This window comes from Algibacter sp. YIN40, assembly GCF_057219435.1.
Window position 1 is genome coordinate 1 of sequence record NZ_JBXVVC010000004.1, and the last position, 25331, is coordinate 25331.

Annotated in this window: 25 protein-coding genes; 7 read left to right on the forward strand and 18 right to left on the reverse strand. The window is 31.3% G+C overall.

Annotation, left to right across the window (positions count from 1 at the left end; all coding sequences use genetic code 11):
* Nucleotides 1–129: 129 nt before the first annotated feature.
* The gene (locus AC2D6V_RS13350; protein ID WP_484648865.1) at nucleotides 130–1215 is read left to right on the forward strand and encodes a serine hydrolase domain-containing protein; all 1086 of its coding nucleotides are present in this window, start codon (nucleotides 130–132) and stop codon (nucleotides 1213–1215) included.
* Here AC2D6V_RS13350 and AC2D6V_RS13355 read toward each other — a convergent pair.
* The 14 genes from AC2D6V_RS13355 to recR all read right to left on the reverse strand — a co-directional run bounded on the left by AC2D6V_RS13355 (nucleotide 1212) and on the right by recR (nucleotide 10862).
* Complete coding sequence (locus AC2D6V_RS13355; protein WP_484648868.1) at nucleotides 1212–1640, reverse strand: SRPBCC family protein; 429 nt, start codon at nucleotides 1638–1640, stop codon at nucleotides 1212–1214. The genes AC2D6V_RS13350 and AC2D6V_RS13355 overlap by 4 nt on opposite strands.
* An 83-nt stretch (nucleotides 1641–1723) precedes the next feature.
* The gene (gene ftsY / locus AC2D6V_RS13360) at nucleotides 1724–2677 is read right to left on the reverse strand and encodes a signal recognition particle-docking protein FtsY (protein WP_484648872.1); all 954 of its coding nucleotides are present in this window, start codon (nucleotides 2675–2677) and stop codon (nucleotides 1724–1726) included.
* A 205-nt stretch (nucleotides 2678–2882) separates the two neighbouring features.
* Entirely contained in the window at nucleotides 2883–3032 is a 150-nt protein-coding gene (locus AC2D6V_RS13365) for a DUF4295 domain-containing protein (RefSeq protein WP_484648876.1), read from the reverse strand.
* 12 nt (nucleotides 3033–3044) lie between these two features.
* Nucleotides 3045–3227, reverse strand: a complete 183-nt coding sequence (rpmG, locus tag AC2D6V_RS13370) for a 50S ribosomal protein L33 (RefSeq protein ID WP_042500020.1) — start codon at nucleotides 3225–3227, stop codon at nucleotides 3045–3047.
* A 25-nt stretch (nucleotides 3228–3252) separates the two neighbouring features.
* Nucleotides 3253–3489 carry a 50S ribosomal protein L28 gene (gene rpmB, locus AC2D6V_RS13375; RefSeq protein WP_484648882.1) on the reverse strand — a complete coding sequence of 79 codons (237 nt, stop codon included), beginning with the start codon at nucleotides 3487–3489 and terminating at the stop codon, nucleotides 3253–3255.
* A gap of 82 nt (nucleotides 3490–3571) precedes the next feature.
* Nucleotides 3572–4822: a competence/damage-inducible protein A gene (locus tag AC2D6V_RS13380; RefSeq protein ID WP_484648887.1), complete on the reverse strand. Its 1251-nt coding sequence runs from the start codon at nucleotides 4820–4822 to the stop codon at nucleotides 3572–3574.
* 2 nt (nucleotides 4823–4824) lie between these two features.
* The gene (locus AC2D6V_RS13385; RefSeq protein ID WP_484648891.1) at nucleotides 4825–5166 is read right to left on the reverse strand and encodes a lipocalin/fatty acid-binding family protein; all 342 of its coding nucleotides are present in this window, start codon (nucleotides 5164–5166) and stop codon (nucleotides 4825–4827) included.
* Nucleotides 5166–5777, reverse strand: coding sequence for a fumarylacetoacetate hydrolase family protein (locus AC2D6V_RS13390; protein WP_484648896.1), 612 nt, complete (start codon nucleotides 5775–5777; stop codon nucleotides 5166–5168). Before AC2D6V_RS13390 ends, AC2D6V_RS13385 begins: the two co-directional genes overlap by 1 nt.
* A gap of 108 nt (nucleotides 5778–5885) precedes the next feature.
* Nucleotides 5886–6662: an exonuclease domain-containing protein gene (locus AC2D6V_RS13395; protein WP_484648901.1), complete on the reverse strand. Its 777-nt coding sequence runs from the start codon at nucleotides 6660–6662 to the stop codon at nucleotides 5886–5888.
* A 98-nt stretch (nucleotides 6663–6760) separates the two neighbouring features.
* On the reverse strand, nucleotides 6761–8083 hold the full coding sequence (locus AC2D6V_RS13400; protein WP_484648904.1) for a dihydrolipoamide acetyltransferase family protein: 1323 nt from the start codon (nucleotides 8081–8083) through the stop codon (nucleotides 6761–6763).
* A 127-nt stretch (nucleotides 8084–8210) separates the two neighbouring features.
* On the reverse strand, nucleotides 8211–8822 hold the full coding sequence (locus AC2D6V_RS13405) for a haloacid dehalogenase-like hydrolase (RefSeq protein ID WP_484648907.1): 612 nt from the start codon (nucleotides 8820–8822) through the stop codon (nucleotides 8211–8213).
* Entirely contained in the window at nucleotides 8797–9402 is a 606-nt protein-coding gene (locus AC2D6V_RS13410; RefSeq protein WP_484648911.1) for a phosphoribosyltransferase, read from the reverse strand. Before AC2D6V_RS13410 ends, AC2D6V_RS13405 begins: the two co-directional genes overlap by 26 nt.
* Nucleotides 9403–9404: 2 nt before the next feature.
* Nucleotides 9405–10208 carry a glycosyltransferase gene (locus AC2D6V_RS13415; RefSeq protein ID WP_484648914.1) on the reverse strand — a complete coding sequence of 268 codons (804 nt, stop codon included), beginning with the start codon at nucleotides 10206–10208 and terminating at the stop codon, nucleotides 9405–9407.
* 36 nt (nucleotides 10209–10244) lie between these two features.
* Entirely contained in the window at nucleotides 10245–10862 is a 618-nt protein-coding gene (gene recR, locus AC2D6V_RS13420; RefSeq protein ID WP_484648918.1) for a recombination mediator RecR, read from the reverse strand.
* 121 nt (nucleotides 10863–10983) lie between these two features.
* Here recR and AC2D6V_RS13425 point away from each other — a divergent pair, with 121 nt between their 5' ends.
* Nucleotides 10984–12426 (forward strand): sodium:solute symporter, encoded by a 1443-nt coding sequence (locus AC2D6V_RS13425; protein ID WP_484648922.1) that lies wholly within the window; start codon nucleotides 10984–10986, stop codon nucleotides 12424–12426.
* Here the strand turns inward: AC2D6V_RS13425 and AC2D6V_RS13430 are convergent.
* Nucleotides 12397–12759: a CoA-binding protein gene (locus AC2D6V_RS13430; protein ID WP_484648926.1), complete on the reverse strand. Its 363-nt coding sequence runs from the start codon at nucleotides 12757–12759 to the stop codon at nucleotides 12397–12399. The two genes, AC2D6V_RS13425 and AC2D6V_RS13430, sit on opposite strands and share 30 nt — an antisense overlap.
* A 98-nt stretch (nucleotides 12760–12857) precedes the next feature.
* Between AC2D6V_RS13430 and AC2D6V_RS13435 the strand changes: the two genes are divergently transcribed.
* Entirely contained in the window at nucleotides 12858–15332 is a 2475-nt protein-coding gene (locus AC2D6V_RS13435) for a TonB-dependent receptor (RefSeq protein WP_484648930.1), read from the forward strand.
* A gap of 440 nt (nucleotides 15333–15772) precedes the next feature.
* On the opposite strand, the gene AC2D6V_RS13440 is transcribed toward AC2D6V_RS13435, so the two are convergent.
* On the reverse strand, nucleotides 15773–16780 hold the full coding sequence (locus AC2D6V_RS13440) for a 3-oxoacyl-ACP synthase III family protein (protein ID WP_484648934.1): 1008 nt from the start codon (nucleotides 16778–16780) through the stop codon (nucleotides 15773–15775).
* A 160-nt stretch (nucleotides 16781–16940) separates the two neighbouring features.
* On the opposite strand from AC2D6V_RS13440, the gene AC2D6V_RS13445 reads away from it, so the two are divergent.
* From AC2D6V_RS13445 to AC2D6V_RS13460, 4 genes are all read left to right on the forward strand, one after another.
* Nucleotides 16941–19385: an alpha/beta hydrolase family protein gene (locus tag AC2D6V_RS13445; RefSeq protein WP_484648937.1), complete on the forward strand. Its 2445-nt coding sequence runs from the start codon at nucleotides 16941–16943 to the stop codon at nucleotides 19383–19385.
* 139 nt (nucleotides 19386–19524) lie between these two features.
* Nucleotides 19525–21435, forward strand: a complete 1911-nt coding sequence (gene htpG, locus AC2D6V_RS13450; RefSeq protein ID WP_484648941.1) for a molecular chaperone HtpG — start codon at nucleotides 19525–19527, stop codon at nucleotides 21433–21435.
* A 442-nt stretch (nucleotides 21436–21877) separates the two neighbouring features.
* The gene (locus AC2D6V_RS13455; RefSeq protein ID WP_484649539.1) at nucleotides 21878–22012 is read left to right on the forward strand and encodes an FKBP-type peptidyl-prolyl cis-trans isomerase; all 135 of its coding nucleotides are present in this window, start codon (nucleotides 21878–21880) and stop codon (nucleotides 22010–22012) included.
* A 346-nt stretch (nucleotides 22013–22358) separates the two neighbouring features.
* Nucleotides 22359–22796 carry a DUF6624 domain-containing protein gene (locus AC2D6V_RS13460; RefSeq protein WP_484649540.1) on the forward strand — a complete coding sequence of 146 codons (438 nt, stop codon included), beginning with the start codon at nucleotides 22359–22361 and terminating at the stop codon, nucleotides 22794–22796.
* Between the two features lie 216 nt (nucleotides 22797–23012).
* Here AC2D6V_RS13460 and AC2D6V_RS13465 read toward each other — a convergent pair whose 3' ends face one another.
* Together AC2D6V_RS13465 and AC2D6V_RS13470 are read right to left on the reverse strand one after the other, a co-directional pair.
* Nucleotides 23013–23714, reverse strand: a complete 702-nt coding sequence (locus AC2D6V_RS13465; RefSeq protein WP_484648945.1) for a response regulator transcription factor — start codon at nucleotides 23712–23714, stop codon at nucleotides 23013–23015.
* Nucleotides 23715–23717: 3 nt separating this feature from the next.
* Complete coding sequence (locus tag AC2D6V_RS13470) at nucleotides 23718–25292, reverse strand: sensor histidine kinase (RefSeq protein WP_484648948.1); 1575 nt, start codon at nucleotides 25290–25292, stop codon at nucleotides 23718–23720.
* Nucleotides 25293–25331 lie beyond the last annotated feature (39 nt).

Genomic DNA, 25331 nt, shown 5'->3' on the forward strand with positions numbered 1-25331 from the left:
ATAGCATCTGGTGTCTATATCTTAAAAATAAATAATCAATCTAAACTTTTTATTAAAATATAAACTATTTTCAAAACCTACTTTTTAAACCTTTTTTATATTTATCGGTCTTAATAAAAACCTACTATTATGAAAAAGTTACCCTATTTTATTCTGATAGTTGTTGCATCATTTTTTAGTTGTTCCTCAAATGAGGATACTACCGAAACAATCCCTAGTGCTGACAACCTTTATTTTCCACCTGTTATTTCTGATATTTGGGAAACGTCAACCGTTTCAGAATTAGGATGGAATACATCTGAGTTACAACCGCTTTTAACTTATGTAGAAAGTAAAGGCACGAAAGCTTTTTTAATTTTAAAAAACGGTAAAATGGTTGTGGAATGGTACGGCAATGGTGAAAATGCAAACTCAAACCTACCTTGGAATTCCGCTGCTAAAACCTTAGTTGCTTTTACAACTGGTCTTGTACAAAAAGAAGGTTATTTAAACATAAATGAGCCCTCAAATAAATACTTGGGAAATGGCTGGACTAGTTTAACAACACAACAAGAAGATAATATTACTGTTTGGAATCATTTAACTATGACCACTGGTTTAGATTATACAATACCAAATAATAACTGCACAGATCCTGAATGCCTTATTTATAAAGACGAACCTAGTAGTTTTTGGTATTATCATAATGCCGCTTACACCACAATTCACAATGTTATTGCAGGGGCTATAGGTCATGATTTTGATAGTTATTTTAATGATAGACTGAAAAGCAAAATCGGCATGCAAGGTGCTTGGATATCTTTTGGTTATTTTAAATTGTATTATAGCAATGCTAGAAGTATGGCTCGATTCGGGTTGCTTAATTTGAACAAGGGTATTTGGAATGATACTATTATTTTAGACGATGAAGATTTTTTTAATGCTATGATAAATACGTCTCAAAACCTTAACAAAGCATATGGTTATTTATGGTGGTTAAATGGTAAAGATAGTTTTAGAGGTCCTGGTTTAACACAAGAATTTCAAGGAAAATTAATTCCAAATGCACCAAATGATTTAATTGCTGGTTTAGGAAGAAATGACCAAAAAATGTACGTGGTTCCTAGTCAAAAATTAGTTATTATTAGAATGGGAGATGATGCCGGTGAAGCCTTGTTAGGTCCTTCAAGTTTTGATAATGATCTTTGGAGAGAAATCAATAAGTTAATTAATTAGTTTCGTTCTTCAAACTGAATAACTACTCCTTTTTCAAGATAATTTTTTAGCCCATTTAAAAGCATGGCCCAAAAAAATGACGAATTCCTGTATTCGTGATTATTTTGAATCCAATTAATATGACTAAATTGGACAAGGATTTTTTCATCTTTTACTTCGAAATCAAAACCAAAAGTTGTTGGATTCCAATCCTTATCAGATTTAGTCATTTTTAAATAAAAAGATTCGTTAGGTATTACTTTTGAAACTTCACAAAACCAATTGTAATCATCAGTAAAATTCAAATTGTATTCTGCTCCTAATTCTGGTTTGCCTAAAGATTTTAGTGTCCACCAATTATTTAGATGCTTCGGTTGAGACACAGCATTAAAAACTTCTTTTATTGAAGCTTTTATTAAGAGGTTATGATGAATATTGTAACTCATAGTTTCAGAATAAATATAATAATAATTACAGAAACTTACTGAATATTAAGAGATTCCTACCTACTCAGGAATGATAAAGTGGGCTATTTAAAAAACGAATCTACAAACTCGTATTTATTGAATACCTGTAAATCTTCAATACCTTCTCCAACTCCTATATATTTAACAGGTATTTTAAATTGATCTGAAATGCCAATTACAACACCACCTTTTGCTGTTCCATCTAGTTTTGTTACTGCTAATGAAGTAACTTCGGTCGCTGCTGTAAACTGTTTGGCTTGCTCAAAGGCGTTTTGACCTGTAGAACCATCTAGAACTAACAATACATCATTAGGCGTATTATCAACCACTTTTTGCATTACACGTTTTACCTTAGTAAGCTCATTCATTAAGTTTACTTTATTATGTAAACGTCCCGCCGTATCTATAATAACTACATCGGCTTTCTGTGTAACAGCACTTTCTAAGGTATCAAAAGCTACAGAGGCAGGATCGCTACCCATAGATTGTTTAACTAACGGTACATCTACCCTATCTGCCCAAACTTGAAGTTGATCTATTGCAGCTGCTCTAAAAGTATCTGCTGCTCCTAAAACTACATTTAATCCTTGTTTCTTAAATTGATAAGCTAGTTTTCCTATTGTCGTAGTTTTACCAACTCCATTAACACCTACTACCATAATTACATATGGTTTTTTATCTTGAGGAACTGTGAATTCGGTATACTCTCCCGTATTAGTTTCACTTAACAAGCCAGCAATTTCTTCACGCAATATCGTATTGAGTTCGTCAGTGCCTAAATATTTGTCTTTGGCAACACGCTCTTCAATACGTTCGATAACTTTTAGTGTAGTGTTTACTCCAACATCACTTGATACTAAAACTTCTTCAAGATTATCTAAAACCTCATCATCTACTTTAGATTTTCCTGCTACGGCCTTACTTAGTTTACCAAGGAAACTGGATTTAGATTTTTCTAATCCCTTATCTAGGGTTTCTTTTTTTTCTGAAGAAAATATTTTTTTAAAAAAACTCATCTAAAAATGTTTATTCGTTTTTTGCTTATTTGTTGAAATGTACATAATACAATTATGAATTACAGTTCAATTTAGAAATAACTCTTGTCAACTTTCCTACCACATTTAATATCCTGCTATAATGGCAGAAAAGACCTTGCAATATAAAAATAAAAAAGCTGCTTTCTTAGTGAAAGCAGCTTATAATATCTTGAAACGAAACCTTTTATTTGTTTAAAAAGTCGTTAACTTGATCTGGATTCATGATAGATTCAACAAACATGTAAGCGCCTGTTTTTGGAGACTTAACCATTTTGATTGCCTTTGTTAATCTTTTAGATCCTGTTTGTAATGATGCTACTGATTTCTTTGCCATGATCTATTGTTTTTACTTGATTTCTTTATGAACTGTCATACGCTTAAGGATAGGATTAAATTTTTTAATCTCCATTCTATCTGGCGTATTCTTTTTATTTTTTGTAGTAATATATCTTGAAGTTCCTGCTTGCCCAGACTCTTTGTGCTCTGTGCACTCTAAGATTACTTGTATTCTATTGCCTCTCTTTGCCATGTCTTTTTATTATTAAATACAGCTATTATTTTAAAAATCCTTTAGATTTCGCATCTTTAATTGCTGCAGAAATACCTATTTTATTGATTGTCTTTAAAGCAGATGTAGAAACTTTTAAAGTTATCCAGCTGTCTTCTTCTGGAATATAAAAACGTTTCTTTACTAAATTCGCGTTAAATTTGCGTTTAGTTCTATTCATTGCGTGAGACACGTTGTTACCAACCATTGCCTTCTTTCCTGTAAGTTCACAAACTCTTGACATTCTATATAACTTTAAATTCTTTGTTGCTTAAAATCGAGGTGCAAATATACAAATTCTTTGTATTATGCCAACCTAATTTTTATCAATTTTTAAAAATTTGTTTTTGAAGCATTTCAAGCGCTTTATTAACGGCTTTATTGATTACTTTTTCACGATGATTACCGAAGTTAAATTGCTCTGAATAAACCTTGTTTTTAGTAGCTATAGCAATAAAAACAGTTCCTACCTCTGCATTAGAATCTCCCTTGGTTGGCCCAGCATTTCCAGTTGTAGCAATTGCGAAATCTGACTTATATAATTTAAGAACATTTTTCGCCATAGCTTCCGCTACTTGAGCACTTACTACTGAAAATTTTCGAATTAACGTTTCTGGGACATTTAAAACATCAATTTTTGATTGAGTTGCATAAGCAACAACACCGCCTTTTAGGTAGTTTGACGCTCCAGCTTTTGCAGTAAACAATTGCGCTAGTTTTCCTCCAGTACAGCTTTCTGCAATAGAAAGTGTTTTTCCCATTTTTGTTAACCGATTGGCAACAACAGCTTCTTCATTACCATCTTCATCTTCAAAACCAAAAAACTCTTTTTCTATTAACGGTAACACCTTATCAATTTCCTCTTGAACTTCTTCTTTTATCTTGTTTTCATCAAACCCTTTTGCCGATAAACGTAATCGCATTTTCCCTAAGTTTGGTAAATAGGCTAATTTAATATGTTTTGGCAAGGCATCTTCCCATGATTCTATTCTCGCCGCTAAAGTGCTTTCTCCTAACCCATATATTATAAGTGTACGGTGTAAAATAAATGGACAATGATATTTAGATTTTAACTTAGGAATTACATCATTAGTTATTAGTGTTTTCATTTCATAAGGAACACCTGGAAGAGACACAAATGTCTTGTCTTCTTTCTCTAACCACATACCGGGTGCGGTTCCTAATTTATTCATTAAAACAGTTGCTTTAGAAGGAACTAGCGCCTGATCTATGTTTACTTGTAATAAGGTTTGACGGATATATTTATCCCAAAGGATTTTAATATTTTTTAAAACCGACGCATCTTTTACTAGTACATCATCAAAATATTCAGCAATCGTTTTTTTTGTGATGTCATCTTTAGTCGGACCTAACCCCCCAGTAATGATAATAATATCAACACGACCTTCTGCGTCCTTAAAAGCTTGTAGTATATGATTTTTATCGTCCTGAATGGACGTAATTTGTATGACTGAAACGCCAATTTTATTAAGTTCTTTGGCGATAAAAGCAGAGTTTGTATCAATTACCTGACCTATGAGTAGCTCATCACCAATGGTAATTATTTCGGCTCGCATGATTATAAATTAAAATCGGATTTTATTTCTACCAAAGCATTATTTACCGCAGAAATAACAATATTTAGTTTATCGGTAATATCCAATTCTGTTTTTGTGAATTTCCCCCAATCTTGGACCTCAATTAAATCGTCTAAAATACCTAATTCAAATAAATCCACCGTTGGTTTCATTTTATGAGCTGCTTGATAAGTTTCTTGATAATTCTTTTCTGCAACTGCCACTTTTAAACGCTCAGCATCAACAGAAACTTCTTCTAAAAAAGTTTCGGCAAGTGTTTGAATAAAGTCCTCATCATTATCAGCTAATTCGCGTACTCTAAATAATTTGTAATGTTGTTCCATTATTTTACTGTTATTGAAAACATTTCTTTGTCTTCTATAAATCCTTTTAACTTATCGTTAGCAATTACTTTGCCAACTCCAGCTGGAGTTCCTGTAAATATAATATCTCCAATCTTTAAAGTAAAATATTTTGACACATATTCTATTAATTCATCAATTTTCCACAACATATGGCTGGTATTTCCCTTTTGAACAATTTTATCGTTCTTTTTTAAAGAAAATTCAATATTGTTGAGATCCACAACCTCTTTTACTGGCAACCACTTCCCTATAACAGCAGCTCCATCAAATGATTTTGCCTTTTCCCAAGGCAGTCCTTTCACTTTTAATTGACTTTGTAAATCTCGTGCTGTAAAGTCGATACCTAATCCAATTTCATTATAATATTTATGAGCAAACTTTTTGTCGATATGCTTACCTACTCTATTTATTTTTACCAGAACCTCAACTTCATGATGCACATCCTCTGAAAAGTCTGGAATAAAAAAAGGCTGTTTTTTAAGTAGAATTGCTGTATCTGGTTTTAAAAACACCACAGGATCTATTGGCCTTTCATTTTGTAATTCTTTAATGTGTTCGGTATAATTTCGTCCGATGCAGATTAATTTCACTATGGTTAGTTGTTAAGTTGTTTGTTGTTGAGTTCTTTTAGCTCGAATACATGAATAGTATTTACAATACAACTGTGACTGTGATTGTCACTGAATACTGCATATTGATTACTCTAACTTATTATTAAAACTCCTTAGCTTTATTGCTGTTAAAACCTTTTTTGTGTATAATGGGAAATCGGCATTAAGTAACCAACCAAAATAACCAGGTTCCTTTTCTAGAACTTCTGTTACTAATTTTCCTTTGTGCTTTCCAAAAGAAAAATACTCCACACCTTCTTTATTATATGCTATAAATCCTGCAAAATCGGCAAACTTTTTTCTAGAACTAAACTCCGCTAAAAATTTGGTGTCGTTTTCCAAATCCTCATATTTATCCAATTGCGCTTTTAAAACTTCGTAAGTTGCATTAGTATCAGCTTCTGCGCTATGCGCGCCATCTAAATTTTTATCACAATAAAACCTATATGCCGCAGTTAATGTGCGTTGCTCCATTTTATGAAAAATAGTTTGCACATCAATAGCCAATCTGTTTTTCATATCGAAATCTATTTCTGCACGGAGCATTTCTTCCGCTAGCAAAGGAATATCAAATCTGTTTGAGTTAAACCCACCCAGATCTGAATCCTTGATCATATTATAAATTTCTTTAGCAAGCTCTTTAAAGATTGGCTCATTCGCCACTTTTTCATTAGTAATGCCATGAATAGCTATAACTTCTTTAGGAATTGACTTCTCAGGATTAACCAACCATGTCTTACTTTCTTCAGTTCCGTTTGGATGTACTTTAAGAACAGATATTTCTACTATGCGGTCGTTTGTAATATTGATTCCTGTGGTTTCTAAATCAAAAAAACAGATTGGTTTTGTTAGGTTTAGTTGCATTTATTTTACTTAAATAATTATGACAAAGCGCTGTTTGCAAAAATAGATAAACCTAACCAGTAAATGGTTAGGTTCTAAATTTATTTAATCTTCTGTTTTTAAATTTCTCTATTAGTATCCCAAGCCTCTAAATAGTCCTTGACTGCTTTTACAAACATTCCACCTAGTGCTCCATTAACTACACGATGATCATAAGAATGCGATAAGAACATCTTGTAACGAATACCAATAAAGTCTCCTTCGGAGGTTTCAATTACTGATGGTGTTTTTCTTATGGCTCCTAACGCCAAAATACCAACTTGAGGTTGATTAATTATAGGCGTACCCATAATACTACCAAAACTACCAACGTTAGTAACCGTATAAGTTCCGCCTTGAATATCGTCTGGTTTTAATTGATTTAAACGTGCTCTATTGGCTAAATCATTTACCTGCTTAGTCATACCTACTAAATTAAGTTGGTCTGCATTTTTAATAACAGGAACTATTAGATTTCCATCTGGTAAAGCTGCTGCCATACCAAGATTTATGTTCTTCTTTTTCACAATTGTATTTCCTTGAATAGAAATATTCATCATAGGAAAATCACGAAGTGCTTTGGCAACTACTTCTAAAAATATGGGCGTGAAAGTTAAATTTTCACCTTCACGTTTCATGAATCCATCTTTAACCTTCTTTCTCCAATTCCAAATTTTAGTAACATCTGCTTCTATAAAACTTTGCACGTGTGCAGATGTTTGAATAGACTCAACCATATGATGCGCAACAAGTTTACCCATTCTAGTCATTTCTATTATTTCATCTTCCCCACTAGTGACAAGAGGTCTTTCTGCTACTTTTGGTTTTTCTTCATGTATAATTCCAGCTGATTTTGCTTCTTCTTTTGGCTGGACAACTTGTTCTTTTTTGTTACCTTTATTTTGAAGATATTCTAAAATATCATTTTTTGTAACGCGATTATCTTTTCCTGTTCCGACTATAGCATCCAATGTTTCCTGAGAAACACCTTCTGCCTTAGCAATATTTTTTACTAGAGGCGAGTAAAAACGTTCAGTACTTGAAACTACAGGAGCAACTGTTTCTTTTACAAGAGAAATGGTCTGTGTAATCTCTTCAACAACTTTTTCATTGTCATTTGTTTCTGTTTCACTATGGCTATTGCTTAACGATTCATCATCTCCTTCAGTTTCAATAATAGCCAACACCTGCCCTACTTGAACTACATCATCTACATTAAATAATCGCTCAATTAAAACACCATCAACTTCACTTGGGACTTCGCTATCAACTTTATCTGTCGCTATTTCTAAAACAGGTTCATCTAACTCAATAGTATCGCCAACTTCCTTTAGCCAAGATGTTATAGTTGCTTCTGCAACACTTTCTCCCATTTTTGGTAACCTAAGCTCAAACTTTGCCATATTCTTATTATACTACTTGTTTTTTAAATTCTGTTTGCAAAATTAATTAAAAAATTAATGTTTTTATGAATTATCCTCATTAAAACAGATTTTAATTCAACTTTAATTATTTACAAAGTTAACCTGTTTAAGGAATTACTTCAAATGAAATTGAATTTTGTTTTAAGGTTTTGACAAAATTTTCATCAGGATTAACAATGAAATTTTGGTTTGCTTCTTTTAAAAGTGGTAGATCATCAATATGATCAGTGATAAACATATCTATTACCTCTAAATTATGCGTCTTTAAATAGTTTAAAACATTCTTCCTCTTAACTTCTTTTGAGTTTTCAAATTCTTCGGTATAATTCCCAAATGGAGAATCTGTACCAATACAAACATCAAAACTTTCGTTTTCCGCTATTATATTCGCATATATAGATGGGGCCGCCGTTGCTAATATTTTTACACTAAAGCTAGAGTTTTCAATACAATTAATAACCCTCTTTTTTGAATTTATACTACTTACGAACTTGTTATAATCAACATCTGTCCTTTCATTCAAAAGTTTTAAAATCTTGTACTTAACCGTTGAGTGCGTACTATATAGTCTAGAAAAAATAACACCACATAGTTTAAAAAGAAACAGAACTTTTAAATTCTTAAGACTTTGAAGAAGAAGGTATTTTACAAAGTAATGAAACGTATTTATTGTAAAAAGTGTGCCATCTAAATCAACTACTAAAACTCTTTTTTTCAAAATCTTTACCTTTATAATCTTTAGACCACGGAAATCTAACTAAAACATCTTTAAATATAAAGTAATCAGGTTTAATAATTGAATTTTCAATAGTCCATGAAATAACCGCAATTTTAATTTGAGCCTCTGGAAATAATCTTTTTAAATTATTTTTTACAACAAACATCGTTTTACCTGTATCAATTGCATCATCAACAATGAGTATATTCTTTATTACTTCTTTAGAGATGGCATTAAATTGAAAATCGATTTTATGATTGGATAATTCCTTTAAACTCAAGCTATTTATATATTTCGAAGATTTTGACGACTCCATTTTTCTCAGCTTATTGGTAATGCTATAGGGCATCACTTTTAAAAACTGTCTGACCAGAACAAAATCTTTAAGCCAACTCACTCTTTGAAGTTTTATAAATTTAATTTTAGAATTATTAAAAGCTTCCTCTATTAATAATTCATCTAAAACATAGCCACCACCGTTAAGAATACCAACCATTAAATCTGGAGTATAGTTAAGACTAGAAATTAATTCTTTACATTTATTTGTAAAAGCCTCATTAGCGAGAGTAACGACTTCCATAATTATTTATATAAAAACCTCTTCATTAAAATCAATAATTTTTGCGGTAATATATGTGTTAATATTGCCCTAAATAAACCTAATGTTGGATAAAAACCAAATTTATATTCATCCAAAATTAATTTAATCCTACTTCTTGTTTGCTCTTTTCTTCTTCTAATTGATACGCCATTTTTAGAAATTTCACATTCCATCAAAACATTTTGTACATTAAAAGTTTTAAATACCTTAATAATTTTAAAAAAATAAGCATGATCTTCCAAAGCTGGATAGTTTAAAGAGTAAAAACCAACTTTAATAATTGAGTCGAGTCTATACATAGCCGCAGAATGTACAAATGGATTATAAAGAAATATATCTTTTTTCAATTTATAATGCTTGGTGGGTGGTTTAAATTCAAAAAGTTTATTTCTTTCTATATCAACAAATCTAACCCACGATGCAACCAGACCTAAATCTTTATCATTTAAAAACGCTTGTTTTTGATGCTTGAATCTGTCATTCAATGAAACATCCCCAGCGTCTATTCGAGCAATAAAATCATATTCTTTTAATTCAATAATATACTTTAAACCTTTATTTAGTGTTTTTGCGATACCAATATTTTCAGCATTTTTGATAAATCTAATATCTAATTGATTGCCATAATATTTAATTATTTCTTCAGTCTTATTTACTTCATCGCTCCCATCATCAAAAACAAAGACAATAAATTCTTCACTTTCATTTAGCAAAGAATTAAGAGTAAGCTGCAAACCACTATAATTATTATAATGTGGTAGTAGAACTGCTATTTGTCCGTTCATAAAAAAAGGTTCATTAGATAGCTATATAAAACTAAATTACAATTTTAATGAAGACTCAAATGGAACTCTATTCATAATGCTTCTTCCAAGTGTTATTTCATCTGCATATTCTAATTCATCTCCTACTGAAATTCCTCTAGCAATAGTAGAAATAGCAATGTCATAATCTTGAATTTGCTTATAAATGTAAAAATTGGTTGTATCTCCTTCCATAGTAGAACTTAATGCAAAAATCAATTCTTTTATTTCACCTGTTTTAACACGATCTACTAAAAGGTTAATATTTAAATCATGCGGCCCAATGCCATCCATAGGTGAAATTTTACCTCCCAAAACATGATATAGTCCTTTAAATGAGCTTGTACTTTCAATTGCCATAACATCGCGCACATCTTCTACAACACATATTATTTCCTTATTCCTTTTATGATTTGAGCATATTTCACAAATATCTAAATCACTAATATTATTACATGATTTACAAAACTTAATGTTGTTACGCATATTTTCCAATGCCCTAGAAAGTGACTCAGTTTGACTATTAGGCTGGCGTAATAAATGAAGCACTAAACGCAAAGCCGTTCGCTTACCTATACCGGGAAGTTGAGACACCTCGTTAACCGCATTCTCCAACAATTTAGACGAAAATTCCATGGTTGCGAATTTACTATTTCGATACGAATTTCGCTAATTTTAGTGAATTCATTTAAATAACTAAGTCTTCTTTTGGAATTTGAAGTTTAATATTTGTATTTTGAAAACTTGAATTAATTTTATGACTGCCACTCAAATTATTCTATTAATAGCTTCTTACTTTGGTTTATTAATCTTAATATCATATTTAACTGGGAAAAAGTCTGGGAATGATGCTTTTTTTAAAGGCAATAGACAATCACCTTGGTATGTTGTCGCTTTTGGAATGATTGGAGCCTCTCTATCTGGTGTGACGTTTATATCGGTTCCTGGATGGGTTGAAGTCTCACAATTCAGCTATATGCAGGTTGTATTAGGCTATATAGTTGGCTATTTTGTTATCGGAACAATACTTCTTCCCTTATATTACAAATTAAACCTAACATCAATTTATACTTATTTAGAAGAACGTTTTGGCAATTACGCATATAAAACAGGAGCTTCCTTCTTTTTAATATCAAGAGTAGTTGGCGCTAGTTTTAGATTGTATTTGGTGGCCAACGTATTACAAATAATTTTGTTTGATGACTTGGGTATTCAATTTTGGCAAACTGTAACAATTACTGTACTTCTTATTTGGTTGTACACATTTAAATCTGGCATAAAAACTATTGTATGGACAGACACCCTACAAACACTGTTTATGCTTATTGCTGTAGGGGTTGCTATTTATTTTGTTAGTAGTGAATTAGATCTAAACACTAGTAGTTTATTAAGTTTTATAGCGGATAGCGACTTGAGTAAAACATTCTTTTTTGATGATTTTAAATCTAGCAACTACTTTTGGAAGCAATTTATTTCTGGGGCATTTATAGCGATTGTTATGACGGGTTTAGACCAAGACATGATGCAAAAAAATCTGACTTGCAAAACGCTTAAAGATGCTCAAAAAAATATGTTTTGGTTTACTATAGTGTTAACAATTGTCAATTTTATTTTTTTAAGTTTGGGATTATTACTAACCATCTATGCAGAACAAAACGGCATTGATGCCCATAAAGATGATTTATTTCCAATTCTTGCAAAAAACCATTTGAGTATTGGTGTTTTTGCTTTTTTCTTATTGGGTTTAATCGCTGCGGCATATAGCAGTGCAGATTCAGCTTTGACTTCACTTACAACATCATTCAGTATAGATATTTTAAATATTGAAAAAAAATACGATTCTAAAAAACAAGTTCAAGTTAGAAAGCTTGTTCATGTATTAATCTCTTTAGTTTTAATCTTAGTAATTATAATATTTAAATATGTAATTAAAGACGCCAGCGTTATTGCAAAACTTTTTGTTTTTGCAGGATACACATATGGCCCTTTATTAGGTTTGTATGCTTTCGGGTTATTTACTAAGTGGCAAGTAAAAGATAAATTAGTACCTATTGTCGCTGTACTCTCACCAATTCTTTCTTATTTAATAAGTGTTAATAGTGCAAAATGGTTTGGGTTTGAGTTTGGTTTCTTCATTCTCATTTTAAATGGACTATTAACCTTTTTAGGATTAATATTGATTCGTAGCAAGCAGAACTAAGGTGCAAGATGCTTCATGAGCTATATTATTTTCATCCAAAATTTTATAAAATTCTGGATTTTCAGTTCCTGGATTAAAAATAACACGCTTAGGTTTCAATGAAACAATATATTCATAGTACGCAACCTGTCTTTTTTTATTCAGATAAAGGGTAATCGTATGTATGTTTTCATAATCGATTAATTCGGTATCAATATCAATTCCTGATATATTTCCTTCACTTAATCCATATGCCATTGTATCATATGCATTAGCAACTAATCGCTGTATGGCATAATTTGAGTATCTATTTGGCTTTAGTGATGCCCCAAACACCAATGTTTTTTTATTCATGTTAAAAATATGTTAATGGTTGTTAAAAGTGGTAACGAAAAACTTTTCGAATCGTCTACCTTATATCATCATAAATCAATCAAAAAACGAACAATCAAATGAAAAATCTAATTTTCATGTGTTTCTTATTGCTAGCAACGAGCACTAAAGCAATAAACACAGATCCAGAAAAAACCATAGACAAAACTGGTTCCATATTTGGAAAAGTCTTAGACGCTAAATTAAACCAACCCTTACCATATGTAAATGTAATTATTAAAAACAGTAATAAAGATATAATAACTGGTGGCATCACTAATGAAGATGGTACTTTTAAAGTTGACAAAATAGTTGAAGGAAATATTTTTGTCAGTATTCAATACATTGGATATAAAACGTATAATAAAGAAGTTAAAATTGGTAAAGGCAACTACAAGGTAAATCTTGGTTCTATATTACTGGAAGAAGAAGTCGAAGGACTAGATGAAATAACAGTAATAGCTGAAGTCTCAACAATTCAACAAAAAGTAGACAGAAAAGTTATAAATATTGGTAAAGACTTAGCTAATTTAGGGACAGCAACAGAAGTAATGACAGTGGTTCCATCAATTAATGTTGATGTTCAAACTGGAGATATTAGTATGCGAGGAAACCAAAACGTAAGAGTAATGGTCGATGGCAAAATATCAAATATTCCAACAGCACAATTACTAAAACAACTTCCTTCCACATCGATAAAACAGATTGAATTAATAACCAATCCTTCTGCAAAATACAATCCAGAAGGCATGAGTGGTCTAATAAACATTATACTCCATAAAAATACCAACGTTGGATTTAATGGAAGTGCAAATTTAGGATTAAGATATCAAAGGGAGGCAAAGTTTAATAGCTCTTTGAATATGAATTATCGTAATGGAAAAGTTAACCTTTATGGAAGTTACAGCAATAATATTCGCAAAAACCAAACTAACCTGCTTATTTCACAAATAGAGAATAATTCTTTTCAAACTGTAAACTTATTTGATAACGATAAATCCCATCTTTATAAAGTTGGTGTTGACTTTTACTTAAATGATAAAAACACGATTTCTTTTTTCACCAATCAGAATGTTTTTGAAGGTAAAAATATGGTAGACTCAAATTTCATATTTAACGAAAACATGTCTAATAATCAAACTCAGTATAATAATGTGATAAATGATAATAGCTCCTCACAATACAATTTTGATTACAAAATAGATTTCAATAAGAAAGGACAAAATATTGAGTTAGAAATTAATCATAGTCTATTTGATAGTGATATTGAAACAGACAATATATTGAGCGGATTAAATATTAGACCAGATTTTATTGAACTTACAGAGACTGATAGAACCAATACAACCATAAACTTAGACTATGTAGACCCAGTTTCGGAAAAAGCCAAATTAGAACTAGGATTACAAGCAAGATTATTTGACAATGAAATAATTTATGAATCGGATGGTAGAGTTAGAAATGATAGTGGAAACTATATACCAACAATCACCGATTTTGAATACAAAAGAAATATTTATTCTGCATATGCAAGTTATTCAAAAAAGTTTGAAAAATGGTCTTATCAATTAGGGTTAAGAGCTGAAAGTGTTAAAGTTGATGCTATTGCAAATGAATTAGATTTAGTTGATAATGTAGAAAATATTATCCCATTCGATAACAATTATTTTGAAGTATACCCGTCGGCATTTTTTACTTATAGCCCATCAGATAAAAACTCATATCAATTGAGCTATAGTAGACGAATTGATAGACCTGGTGTTGGACAAGTAAATCCAATTCCAGAATGGAATACACCTTTAGTTTCTAACTTTGGAAATCATTTGCTAGAACCGCAATTCACAAATTCGTTAGAAATTAATTATACCCGAAATCTAAAAAAAGGAAGTTTTACTGGTGGAATATTTTATAGAATTATTGAAGATGAAATAAATAGAGCTGTTTATGTTGACCGGTCAGATTTAGCTTCAAATAGGATCATACTAACTTTTGATAACTTCGAAAACACGTCTGCTTATGGGTTCGAGTTATCTAGTAATTATAAACCTACCAAATGGTGGCGTTTTAGTACAAGTTTCGATTTATATTCACGAACTCAAAAGGGAATTGCAGAACGTATAGATCCAACAATTATTAACCCAACTGAGAACGATATTATTTCGGAAAGAGTTGAAGTAGACAACCTCATTTGGAACTTTAGAATATTTAACAACTTTTCGGTAAGCAAGAAGCTAACATTTACTGCATTTGCGATGCAACGGGGTAAGGAAACTGGTTTAAATTTTGAAGTTGACCCCATGTTTTTTGTAAACTTAGGTGCCAGGTATTCATTTTTAGAGAATAATAAAGCCACATTTAGCTTAAGTTTTAACGATGTTTTTAACACTCAAAAAGTAGCTGTTTTGAGTGAGAGGCCTTTTCTTCAAACGGCTAGATTTTCTCCTGAATTCAGAACTGTTTCAGCCAACCTTTCATATAGATTTGGTGACGGGAAATATAGAGCTAAATCACGTAAGCGAAGAGATAACAACGAAAAATCCGGTGGAGGTTTCTAAAAGGAAATTTAATGACCTAAATTTAGTCGATGGTTAGTATTATAATTAGGTTGTTGAATAAAAACCCTAAAGCTTAGCTTTGGGGTTTTGTTTTTCACATTAAAACATTTCATATTAAATGTTAAAATTGTTAAATTTTTATCATTTTTACAATATATAATAATATTATACGTTAGACAAATATACTCAAAAACGAAAATTTAATTATTTAAGAGTTAGTCACCTTCACATAATAACATTCGTATGATAAAGAGTAGTACATTTTAAAAACTCGAAATTGATAATTTCGAGTTTTTTGTATAAAAATGTTAAAGTTTGTTAACAATGAAATAAAACGATGTTTTTTACGTCTATAATAATATACTTCACATAAGATAGTGTTAGTTGGAGTTGATTAATAGCTTAAAAACCCGAAACAATGTTTCGGGTTTTTATATTTATTACCAATTAATAATAACACTTCCCCATGTAAACCCACTTCCAAAAGCTGCCAAAACTACGGTATCATTATCCTTTATCTTACCTTCTTCCCAAGCTTCAGTTAAAGCAATTATAACTGACGCTGCAGTGGTATTCCCATACTTCTGAATATTATTAAACACTTGGTCATCGCGCAATCCAAATTTCCTTTGAATAAATTGTGAAATCCTAAGGTTTGCTTGATGCGGAATTAGCATATCAATATCTTCTTTCTTTAAATTATTAGCTTGAAGGCCTTCAACAATAGCTTCACTAAAACGAACTACGGCATGTTTAAATACAAAAGTTCCATTCATATATGGATAATAAGACGTGTCGTTTGGGTCATTAGCTTCTAGAATTTCAGGTACCCAATGTTTAATACTTGGTCCTTCAACTACAAGCTCTTCTGCGTATTTGCCCTCAGAGTGTAAGTGAGACGACAAAACGCCTTTAGAATTATCTTCGGTTCTGCTCATAACAGCAGCACCGGCACCATCACCAAAAATAACGGTAACGCCTCTACCACGAGTGGATTTTTCTAATCCACCTGAATGATACTCTGCTCCAATAACCAAAATATTTTTGTACATACCGGTTTTTATAAACTGGTCTGCCACAGACACAGCATACACAAATCCGGTACATTGGTTTCTTATATCCAACGCACCAATGGTTGGCATATCAAGTAAATCTTGAATCTGTACACCACAACCTGGAAAATAATAGTCTGGACTTAAAGTTGCAAAAACTATAAAATCTATTTCATTTTTAGTTAAACCCGCTCGTTCAATAGCAATCTTAGCAGCTTTAGCTCCCATCACAGCAGATGTGTCCTCAGAACCTTCTGGAATCCATCGACGCTCTTTTATCCCAGTGCGTTCTTGGATCCATTCGTCTGTTGTATCCATCATCTTAGACAAATCATCATTAGTAACCACATTATCTGGAACATATTTACCTAGTCCTGTTATTTTTGAATTGTACATGTTCAATAATTTATTTCTCATTACAAGATAATTATAATTTAAAAACTATTTCATTTAATGTCGAAAAGAAATAGTCACACCATTCTTTTTAACTTTATTTTAATAAGGTTATGGTCTTAGTTTAATTAAATTTAATGCTTTAATAAAAATCACTCAAAAAATGAAAAACATTGTTTTTATTTATTTGCTTTTATCTGGATTTTGGCTTTCAGCTCAAGAAAACTTAAACTATCAAAAGCCAACCGAAGAAATATTAGAATTAGCTGAAGCTCCTATGGCACCTTCTATTAGAATAGACAGTAACGGTGAGAACATTATGTTTTTATACCGAAGTAATTTTAAAAGTATACAAACACTTTCTGAAAAAGAGATGCGGCTTGGTGGATTAAGAATAAATCCTAAAACTAACATAAATAGTAGACAAAGGTATTATTATAGTATAAAGGTTAGGTTAGGAAGAAAAGGAAAAGAAACAAATGTCTCTGGATTACCTGAAAAACCTCGTTTAGCAAACTTTTCATGGTCACCAAATCAAAAAATGATGGCATTCACAAATACAACTACTAAAGGGGTTGAGCTATGGATACTAAATATTGCATCTAAATCTGCTAAAAAGATAACAGATGATAATTTAAATGCAAATACAGGGCGCCCTTTTTATTGGTTTAAAAATAATCAAGCCCTTTTAATAAAAACACTATCTCAAAGTAAAAAAGAACTTATTGACACAAAGACTGCTATTCCTAGTGGCCCGACAATATCAGTAAGTGAGGCTGGTAAAAAAGCTCAGAATAGAACCTATCAAGATTTACTAAAAAATAAAACTGATGAACATAATTTTGAGCAATTAGTGCTTTCAGAATTACATAAAGTAGATCTTAATGGAAACCACACGCCATGGATGAAGAGTGATATGTATAGAAGTCTATCATTTTCTCCAGATGGTAATTACATCATGATTACAACTATCGATAAACCATTTTCTTACCTAGTTCCTTATTCTAGATTTCCTTCAAAAAGTAATGTTTATGATACAAACGGGAAATTAATTAAAACAATTTTAGAAGTTCCTTTAATTGAAGATTTACCAAAAGGATTTATGTCTGTTAGAAAAGGGAAGCGTCGGCTTAATTGGAGAGATGACAAACCTGCAACTTTAGTTTGGGCTGAAGCTTTAGACGAAGGTGATTCTGAAAAAGAAGTTTCGCATAGAGATCAAATTTTTCAATTAGATGCTCCTTTTAATACTGAACCAGTATCACTATTCAAAACTATTAATCGCTATGGAGGTATTGAGTGGGGGAATGAAAAGACTGCAATTGCCTATGATTATTGGTGGAATACTCGGAATACAAAAGCTTATTTGATAAACCCATCAAACCCTAATATTGAGCCAAAAATTATTTCAGACAGAAATTATCAAGATAGATATAGCGACCCTGGAAATTTTGTTACCAAAAGAAATGAATTTGGCAGGAACACCATAGATTTAATTGACGATAAAGCCTTTTTAATTGGAGACGGATATAGTAAAGAAGGAAAATTTCCTTTTGTTGATGAAATCAATTTAAAAACGAAAGAGACAAACAGACTATATCAATCAACATTAACTGATAAAGTTGAAGACATTTCAATGTCTTTAAACATGAATAAAGGTGAAATTTTAGTTAGAATAGAATCAAAAAATGAATACCCTAACTATTACGTCCGAAATATAAAAAAGAAAATAGCACCAATCCCTCTTACCCAATTTGAAAACCCCTTTAAGAGTATTCAAAATATTAGCAAGAAAATAATAAAATATAAACGAGAAGATGGTTTAGAGCTTTCTGGAACACTATACTTACCCACAAATTATAAAGAAGGTGAGAAATACCCAATGATAATGTGGGCATACCCTAGAGAGTTTAAAGATAAAAATAGCGCAGGACAAAGCACATCCAACTCTAATGAATTTACTTACCCTTGGTATGGCTCACCTATTTATTGGGTTACCAAAGGTTATGTTGTATTAGATGATGCCTCATTCCCGATAGTTGGTGAAGGGGATGAAGAACCTAACGATACATTTATTAAGCAATTAGTATCTAACGCAAAAGCTGCCATTGATGCTGTTGATGATATGGGCCATATAAACAGAGACAAAGTCGCTGTTGGTGGACATTCTTATGGCGCATTTATGACAGCCAATTTACTATCACATTCAAACCTTTTTGCTGCTGGCGTGGCTAGAAGTGGTGCATACAATAGAACGCTAACACCTTTTGGTTTTCAAAGTGAAGAACGTAATTATTGGGAAGCTCCTGAGATTTATTATAATATGTCCCCATTTATGCATGCAGATACTATGAAAACACCATTATTATTAATACATGGAGAGGCTGATAATAATTCGGGTACTTACCCGTTACAAAGCGAGCGTTATTTTAATGCCTTAAAAGGATTAGGTGCACCTGTTAGATTAGTTATGTTACCTAAAGAAAGTCACGGCTATACCGCAAAAGAATCTATAATGCATATGCTTTGGGAACAAGATCAATGGTTTGAAAAATATTTAAAAAACATTCAAGATATAAGTAAACCTGAGGAAACAATAAAGAATTAGAAATTTTTAACATTAGAACTTAGAAAGTCACTTTTAATAAAAGTGACTTTTTTTGTGTCAGTTTGTCATATTTAATCAATTGGCATTTTTGTTGTCTATTACTGAATCATAATAATAAATTGAATAAAACATATATATCATGACAAAAGGAAACATTAATGTATCGGTAGAAAATATCTTCCCGCTCATTAAAAAATTCTTGTATAGCGACCACGAAATATTTTTGCGTGAGTTAATCAGTAATGCAACAGACGCGACTTTAAAGTTAAAGCACTTAGCAAATGTTGGAGATGCCAAAGTTGAATATGGCAATCCACAGATAGAGGTGAAAATTGACAAAGACAACAAAAAACTTCACATAATAGATCAAGGTTTAGGTATGACAGCTGAAGAAGTTGAAAAATACATTAATCAAGTGGCATTTTCTGGTGCTGAGGAATTTTTAGATAAATATAAAGATTCAGCAAAAGATTCAGGAATTATCGGTCACTTTGGCCTTGGTTTTTATTCAGCATTTATGGTTGCTGAAAAAGTAGAAATCATCACTAAATCTCATAAAGATGAACCCGCTGCACATTGGGCATGTGATGGCTCACCAGAATTCACTTTAGAGGCCTCAGAAAAAACAGAAAGAGGTACAGAAATTATTCTTCATATAGCTGAAGATTCAACTGAATTTCTTGAAGAATCTCGTATTCGTGAGTTATTAAATAAATACAACAAGTTTATGCCTATTCCAATTAAATTTGGAACTAAGGAAACAAACGATCCAGAACACGAACCAAAAACAACAAAAGACAAAGACGGTAAAGAAACTACAGAACCTCATAGACAAATAACTGTAGATGATATTATAAACAATCCAGATCCAGCTTGGACAAAACAACCGGCTGATTTAAAAGATGAAGATTACAGTGGATTCTATAAAGAATTGTACCCAATGCAATTTGAAGAGCCATTATTCAACATCCACTTAAATGTAGATTATCCGTTCAACTTAACTGGGATTTTATATTTCCCAAAAATGTCGAACGATATGCAAATTCAAAAGGACAAAATTCAACTGTATCAAAATCAAGTTTTTGTAACAGATAATGTTGAAGGTATTGTTCCAGAATTTTTAACTATGCTTCGTGGTGTTATTGATTCTCCAGATATTCCATTAAACGTATCGCGTTCATATTTACAAGCCGATGGGGCAGTTAAAAAGATTTCATCTTACATCACTAGAAAAGTAGCCGATAAATTAAAATCGTTATTCAACAATAACCGTGAGGATTTTGAAACGAAATGGAACGATATTAAAATCGTAATTGAATACGGAATGCTTTCTGAAGAAAAATTCTTTGAAAAATCTGATGCCTTCGCATTATATCCAACAGTAGATGGTACATATTATACATACGAAGAGCTTTACAATAAAATTAAAGCGAAACAAACAGATAAGGATGACAAGCTAGTAATACTTTATGCATCAGATAAAGATGCACAACATAGTTATATTGAAGCGGCTAAAACTAAAGATTACGAAGTGTTGCTTTTAGATTCTCCAATCGTTTCTCATTTAATCCAAAAGTTAGAGAGCACTAAAGAAAAAATTTCTTTTGCTCGTGTAGATGGCGATCATATTAATAATTTAATCAAGAAAGACGATACGACAATTTCTAAATTAGATGAAGAGCAAAAGAAAAGTTTAGATGAGTTACTAAAAGATGTGATTCCTTCCGAAAAATTCATGGTACAGTTGGAAGCAATGGATAGCGATGCTAGTCCATTCATAATTACGCAGCCAGAGTTTATGCGTCGTATGAAAGAGATGCAACAAACCGGTGGTGGCAGTATGTTTGGCATGGGTAATATGCCTGAAATGTACAATTTAATAGTAAATACAAACTCAGAATTGGTTGGCGAAATTCTTGCTACTAAAACTAAAAAGAAGCAGGAACGTTTAATAAACCAGAGTTTGGATTTGGCACGATTATCTCAAGGCTTGTTAAAAGGTGAAGAACTTACAAACTTCATTAAACGCAGCTACGATATGATTAAATAGTTGACGCGTTGATGAATTCAACATTCTATTATATATCAAAACCACTTTGTGAAAACAGAGTGGTTTTTTGTTATAAAATCATAAGCTCTAGTTATATTTGTCTCTTAAAAATTTATGTTATGAAAAGTATATTGACCGCATTAACCTTGGTTATTTTTTATGTCTTGTTCTTCGGATAATAAAAAAACAGCCACAGTTTTAGAACTCAAAACGAAGAAGATATTTTAGCATATATAAACGCTAATAATTTAAACACAGAAAAGAGTAATTCTGGGTTGTACTATGTAGTTAACGAACTTGGAGATGGCCAAAACCAACCACCACAGACAATGTTATGGTTGCATACAAAGGTTATTTTACAGACGGAACAGGTTTTGATCAAAGTGATGAGTAGGGAATTGCTTTTGGCTTACAACAAGTTATTCCTGGCTGGACAGAAGGCATTACTAATTTCAAGGAAAACGGAAACGGAATTTTACTAGTTCCTTCTCACTTAGGTTATGTTACCAATAAATTTAGAAGCATACCAGGTAGTTCTATCCTTATTTTTGATATCAAGTTATTTTCTGTCAATTAAAATTTTTACTAGAAATTAAAAATAATATTCAAACAGATGATTTTGCTTTAATTGCTCAATAGACACTAATAAAGTTATATTACCTTCGTTTACCATCGATCAAATATATATGATGAGATGTGCACTAATACTCTTTTTAATTATATCTATATCTTGTTCAAATAAGGACAAATCAAAAAAAACTGTTCAGAAAAATAAAAATTTAATTGCAGTTTTAGATACAATTTGGCGCAAGGAACAAATTCCTATTAGATTAAGAGGTTCTTTGATAAATATTCTTGGTGCAGAATCTAAGGAAGCTGAATTCTATTAAAAAGAATACAGAAAAAATCATGCGCTTAACATAATAAAAGTTAGAGAAATTCTTGACGGAAACAATTGGCCTGAATTGACACTTTTAGGAGAACAAGGCAATCGAACAATTTGCAACGTTATTCAACATGCAGATCAAGAAACTAGAGAATATTATATTCCTTTAATGAAAAAAGCTGTGCTAGAGAAAAAATTAGAACCTAGATATTTGGTTCGCGCTCAAGACAGAATCGTAGCTAACAAAGAGCAATTACAAATTTATGGTGGCCAAATGAAATACTATCCTGAAACTAAAAGTTTCAATCTTTGGCCTGTTCACGATCCTGTTAACATTGATAAAAGAAGAGCTGAAATTGGGATTGAACCAATCGCTATATTTCTAAAAAACAGATTTAACTTTAAATGGAATCTTGAAGAACAGATAAAACGTTCTGAAAAATTTAAAAAAGATCATCAGAATAGAAACAAGTAACAAAAGAGTAGACTGAAGGATTATCTAATCCTGTGTGCATATATAAAGTTTAAAGAATTTTATTCAATTGTCTTCTATAAGTAAATTACTTATAACTAATTAAACTAAGTTAACACGCAGACAATAAAAACACCAAAACCTTTCATAGACTAATATCTTAATAAACAAAAAATCCAGCTATCGCTGGATTTTTTATATTATTATTATAGTTGCATTCTAATTAACAACCAATCTAAAACCTTCGCCATGTATGTTAAGTATTTCTACTTTTTCATCTAATTTTAAATACTTTCTAAGTTTGGCAATGTATACATCCATACTTCTAGATGTAAAGTAATTATCGTCTCTCCAAATTTTTGTTAGAGCCAATTCACGAGGCATCAAATCATTTTCATGCAACGCTAATAAACGTAATAATTCATTTTCTTTAGGAGACAATTTAATAGGGTCACCATCATTATAGCGTAAAAAGCGTAGTTTAGAATTTAAATCGAAACCACCAATTTTAAACTCAAATTGCTTGCTGTCTGATATAGTTTCGGTCGCCTTTCTTTGTATGATAGCCTTAATCTTCATGAGCAATACTTCACTGTCAAAAGGTTTATTTAAGTAATCGTCTGCGCCCACTTTGTACCCTTTTAACACATCTTCTTTCATCGCTTTAGCTGTTAAGAAAACAATAGGGACATCGGTGTTTTTTTCACGTATTTCTTTAGCTAATGTAAAACCATCTTTATAAGGCATCATAACATCAAGAATACATAAATCGAAATCGTCTTTCTTAAATTTCTCGAAGCCTTCCATACCGTTTTTAGCATGAACTACATCGTAATCATTCATCATTAAATAATCTTTAAGAACGGTTCCAAAGTTAGGATCATCCTCCACTAACAAAATTTTCTTGTTTATTTCTTCCATATTCTACGTTATTATTGGAAGTTTTATGGTAAAAGTACTTCCTTTATCTTTTTCACTTTCTACGGATACATAACCTTGGTGGTCATCTACTATCCGTTTAACATAAGCTAAGCCCAAACCATGGCCTTTTACATTATGTATGTTTCCTGTGTGCTCTCTATAAAATTTTTCGAACGCACGTTTTGCTGCAGTTTTACTCATACCACTACCTTGATCTTTTATTTTTAATATAATATTGGTCCCAACATTTTCTGTTGACACTTCAATTTTCGGAGCATCGGGTGAATATTTTATAGCGTTGTCTAAAATATTAACTACAACATTGGTAAAGTGTGTTTCGTTTGCCAAAATAGACGATTTATCGGCCTTCAAATACGTTTTGATATAGCCTTGCTTGTCTTCTACCATAAGCTCAACATGTGTTATAGCATCAACAATTAAGTCGTGTAACTTAACCCTATCCTTACTAATGTTTAGTTCGTTTTTATCGAGTTTAGATATTCTTAATACATTTTCAACCTGCGCATGCATTCGCTTATTTTCATCTTTTATCATATTAAGATAACGAATTACTTTTACTTTGTCGTCTATAACCTTAGGATTTTTTATAGCATCTAATGCTAAATTAATTGTAGCAATAGGTGTTTTAAACTCATGCGTCATATTATTAATGAAATCTGTTTTAATCTGTGATATTTTACGCTGCTTAATTAACTGAAATAACGCACTTGAATAGGCTATTACAATAATTGAGGTAAAAATAACAGACAACAAAATCATGCCTAATATTGAAGACAATATAAACTTGCTATCTTCTGGAAAATTAACGAGTAATTTATAATTACTCACATTATTTTCATCATAAAACATAGGTACACTAAATGTTGAAGCTTTACTATACTCAAAGTCATCACTGCGTATCTTAGTCGCTAAATCATTACCGTAAATAGCAAATTCAAAATCTATATCAATATCATTTTCTTTTAATTTTTTTGAAAGTAAAAAATCTACTTCCTCTTGAGAAACCCTTTTATGTACCGGTGTTCTTTTAGAAATAGCTTTAAAATCTCTTTCAAAGCTTAATTTTTGTGCTTCATTCAAACTCCCATTATTAATAATATTTAATATGGGTGCTTGATCTAAATCTTTTTCTGAAAATTCAACATTGTTATAAATTTCAGTGTTAGAACTTCCAATAATGTTTTTAATATTAATACTATCTAAACCAATGTCAAAGAGCGATGAAGACAACTTATAGTTTTCTTCTAAAACACCACTTTTATATATAAGTGTTTGTTTTGTGTCATTATTTTGCTGATAAATAAATAACTGTGCTACCGAAACTGAATCTGCTTCTTTTTTTTCGTTAACTAAGGTTTGATACTTTTGAAAATAAGTAGCTAATTCGTCCTTTTCAATCTGATTAGAAACATACGTTAATGACTTCTTGACATTGAACGTAAAGCGCTCCTTCTCATTATTTACAGCGTCTTTAATATAATAAGCCTGTACGAATATGATTCCTATAAGTGACAAACTCATTAAAAGAACCAATAGGATAAATATTCTCTTGCTCATCATTCAAAATTAACATTTTAACATTTAGGGGACTTATTA

Coding starts and splice junctions, on each gene's coding strand:
- AC2D6V_RS13435 (WP_484648930.1), top strand. CDS start 12,858: ATGAAAAATCTAATTTTCATGTGTTTCTTATTGCTAGCAACGAGCACT.
- AC2D6V_RS13425 (WP_484648922.1), top strand. CDS start 10,984: ATGACTGCCACTCAAATTATTCTATTAATAGCTTCTTACTTTGGTTTA.
- AC2D6V_RS13430 (WP_484648926.1), bottom strand. CDS start 12,759: ATGAATAAAAAAACATTGGTGTTTGGGGCATCACTAAAGCCAAATAGA.
- AC2D6V_RS13365 (WP_484648876.1), bottom strand. CDS start 3,032: ATGGCAAAGAAATCAGTAGCATCATTACAAACAGGATCTAAAAGATTA.
- AC2D6V_RS13465 (WP_484648945.1), bottom strand. CDS start 23,714: ATGGAAGAAATAAACAAGAAAATTTTGTTAGTGGAGGATGATCCTAAC.
- AC2D6V_RS13350 (WP_484648865.1), top strand. CDS start 130: ATGAAAAAGTTACCCTATTTTATTCTGATAGTTGTTGCATCATTTTTT.
- recR (WP_484648918.1), bottom strand. CDS start 10,862: ATGGAATTTTCGTCTAAATTGTTGGAGAATGCGGTTAACGAGGTGTCT.
- AC2D6V_RS13445 (WP_484648937.1), top strand. CDS start 16,941: ATGAAAAACATTGTTTTTATTTATTTGCTTTTATCTGGATTTTGGCTT.
- rpmB (WP_484648882.1), bottom strand. CDS start 3,489: ATGTCAAGAGTTTGTGAACTTACAGGAAAGAAGGCAATGGTTGGTAAC.
- AC2D6V_RS13410 (WP_484648911.1), bottom strand. CDS start 9,402: ATGGAAGTCGTTACTCTCGCTAATGAGGCTTTTACAAATAAATGTAAA.
- rpmG (WP_042500020.1), bottom strand. CDS start 3,227: ATGGCAAAGAGAGGCAATAGAATACAAGTAATCTTAGAGTGCACAGAG.
- AC2D6V_RS13415 (WP_484648914.1), bottom strand. CDS start 10,208: ATGAACGGACAAATAGCAGTTCTACTACCACATTATAATAATTATAGT.
- AC2D6V_RS13440 (WP_484648934.1), bottom strand. CDS start 16,780: ATGTACAATTCAAAAATAACAGGACTAGGTAAATATGTTCCAGATAAT.
- AC2D6V_RS13385 (WP_484648891.1), bottom strand. CDS start 5,166: ATGGAACAACATTACAAATTATTTAGAGTACGCGAATTAGCTGATAAT.
- AC2D6V_RS13355 (WP_484648868.1), bottom strand. CDS start 1,640: ATGAGTTACAATATTCATCATAACCTCTTAATAAAAGCTTCAATAAAA.
- AC2D6V_RS13395 (WP_484648901.1), bottom strand. CDS start 6,662: ATGCAACTAAACCTAACAAAACCAATCTGTTTTTTTGATTTAGAAACC.
- AC2D6V_RS13400 (WP_484648904.1), bottom strand. CDS start 8,083: ATGGCAAAGTTTGAGCTTAGGTTACCAAAAATGGGAGAAAGTGTTGCA.
- htpG (WP_484648941.1), top strand. CDS start 19,525: ATGACAAAAGGAAACATTAATGTATCGGTAGAAAATATCTTCCCGCTC.
- AC2D6V_RS13470 (WP_484648948.1), bottom strand. CDS start 25,292: ATGAGCAAGAGAATATTTATCCTATTGGTTCTTTTAATGAGTTTGTCA.
- ftsY (WP_484648872.1), bottom strand. CDS start 2,677: ATGAGTTTTTTTAAAAAAATATTTTCTTCAGAAAAAAAAGAAACCCTA.
- AC2D6V_RS13380 (WP_484648887.1), bottom strand. CDS start 4,822: ATGCGAGCCGAAATAATTACCATTGGTGATGAGCTACTCATAGGTCAG.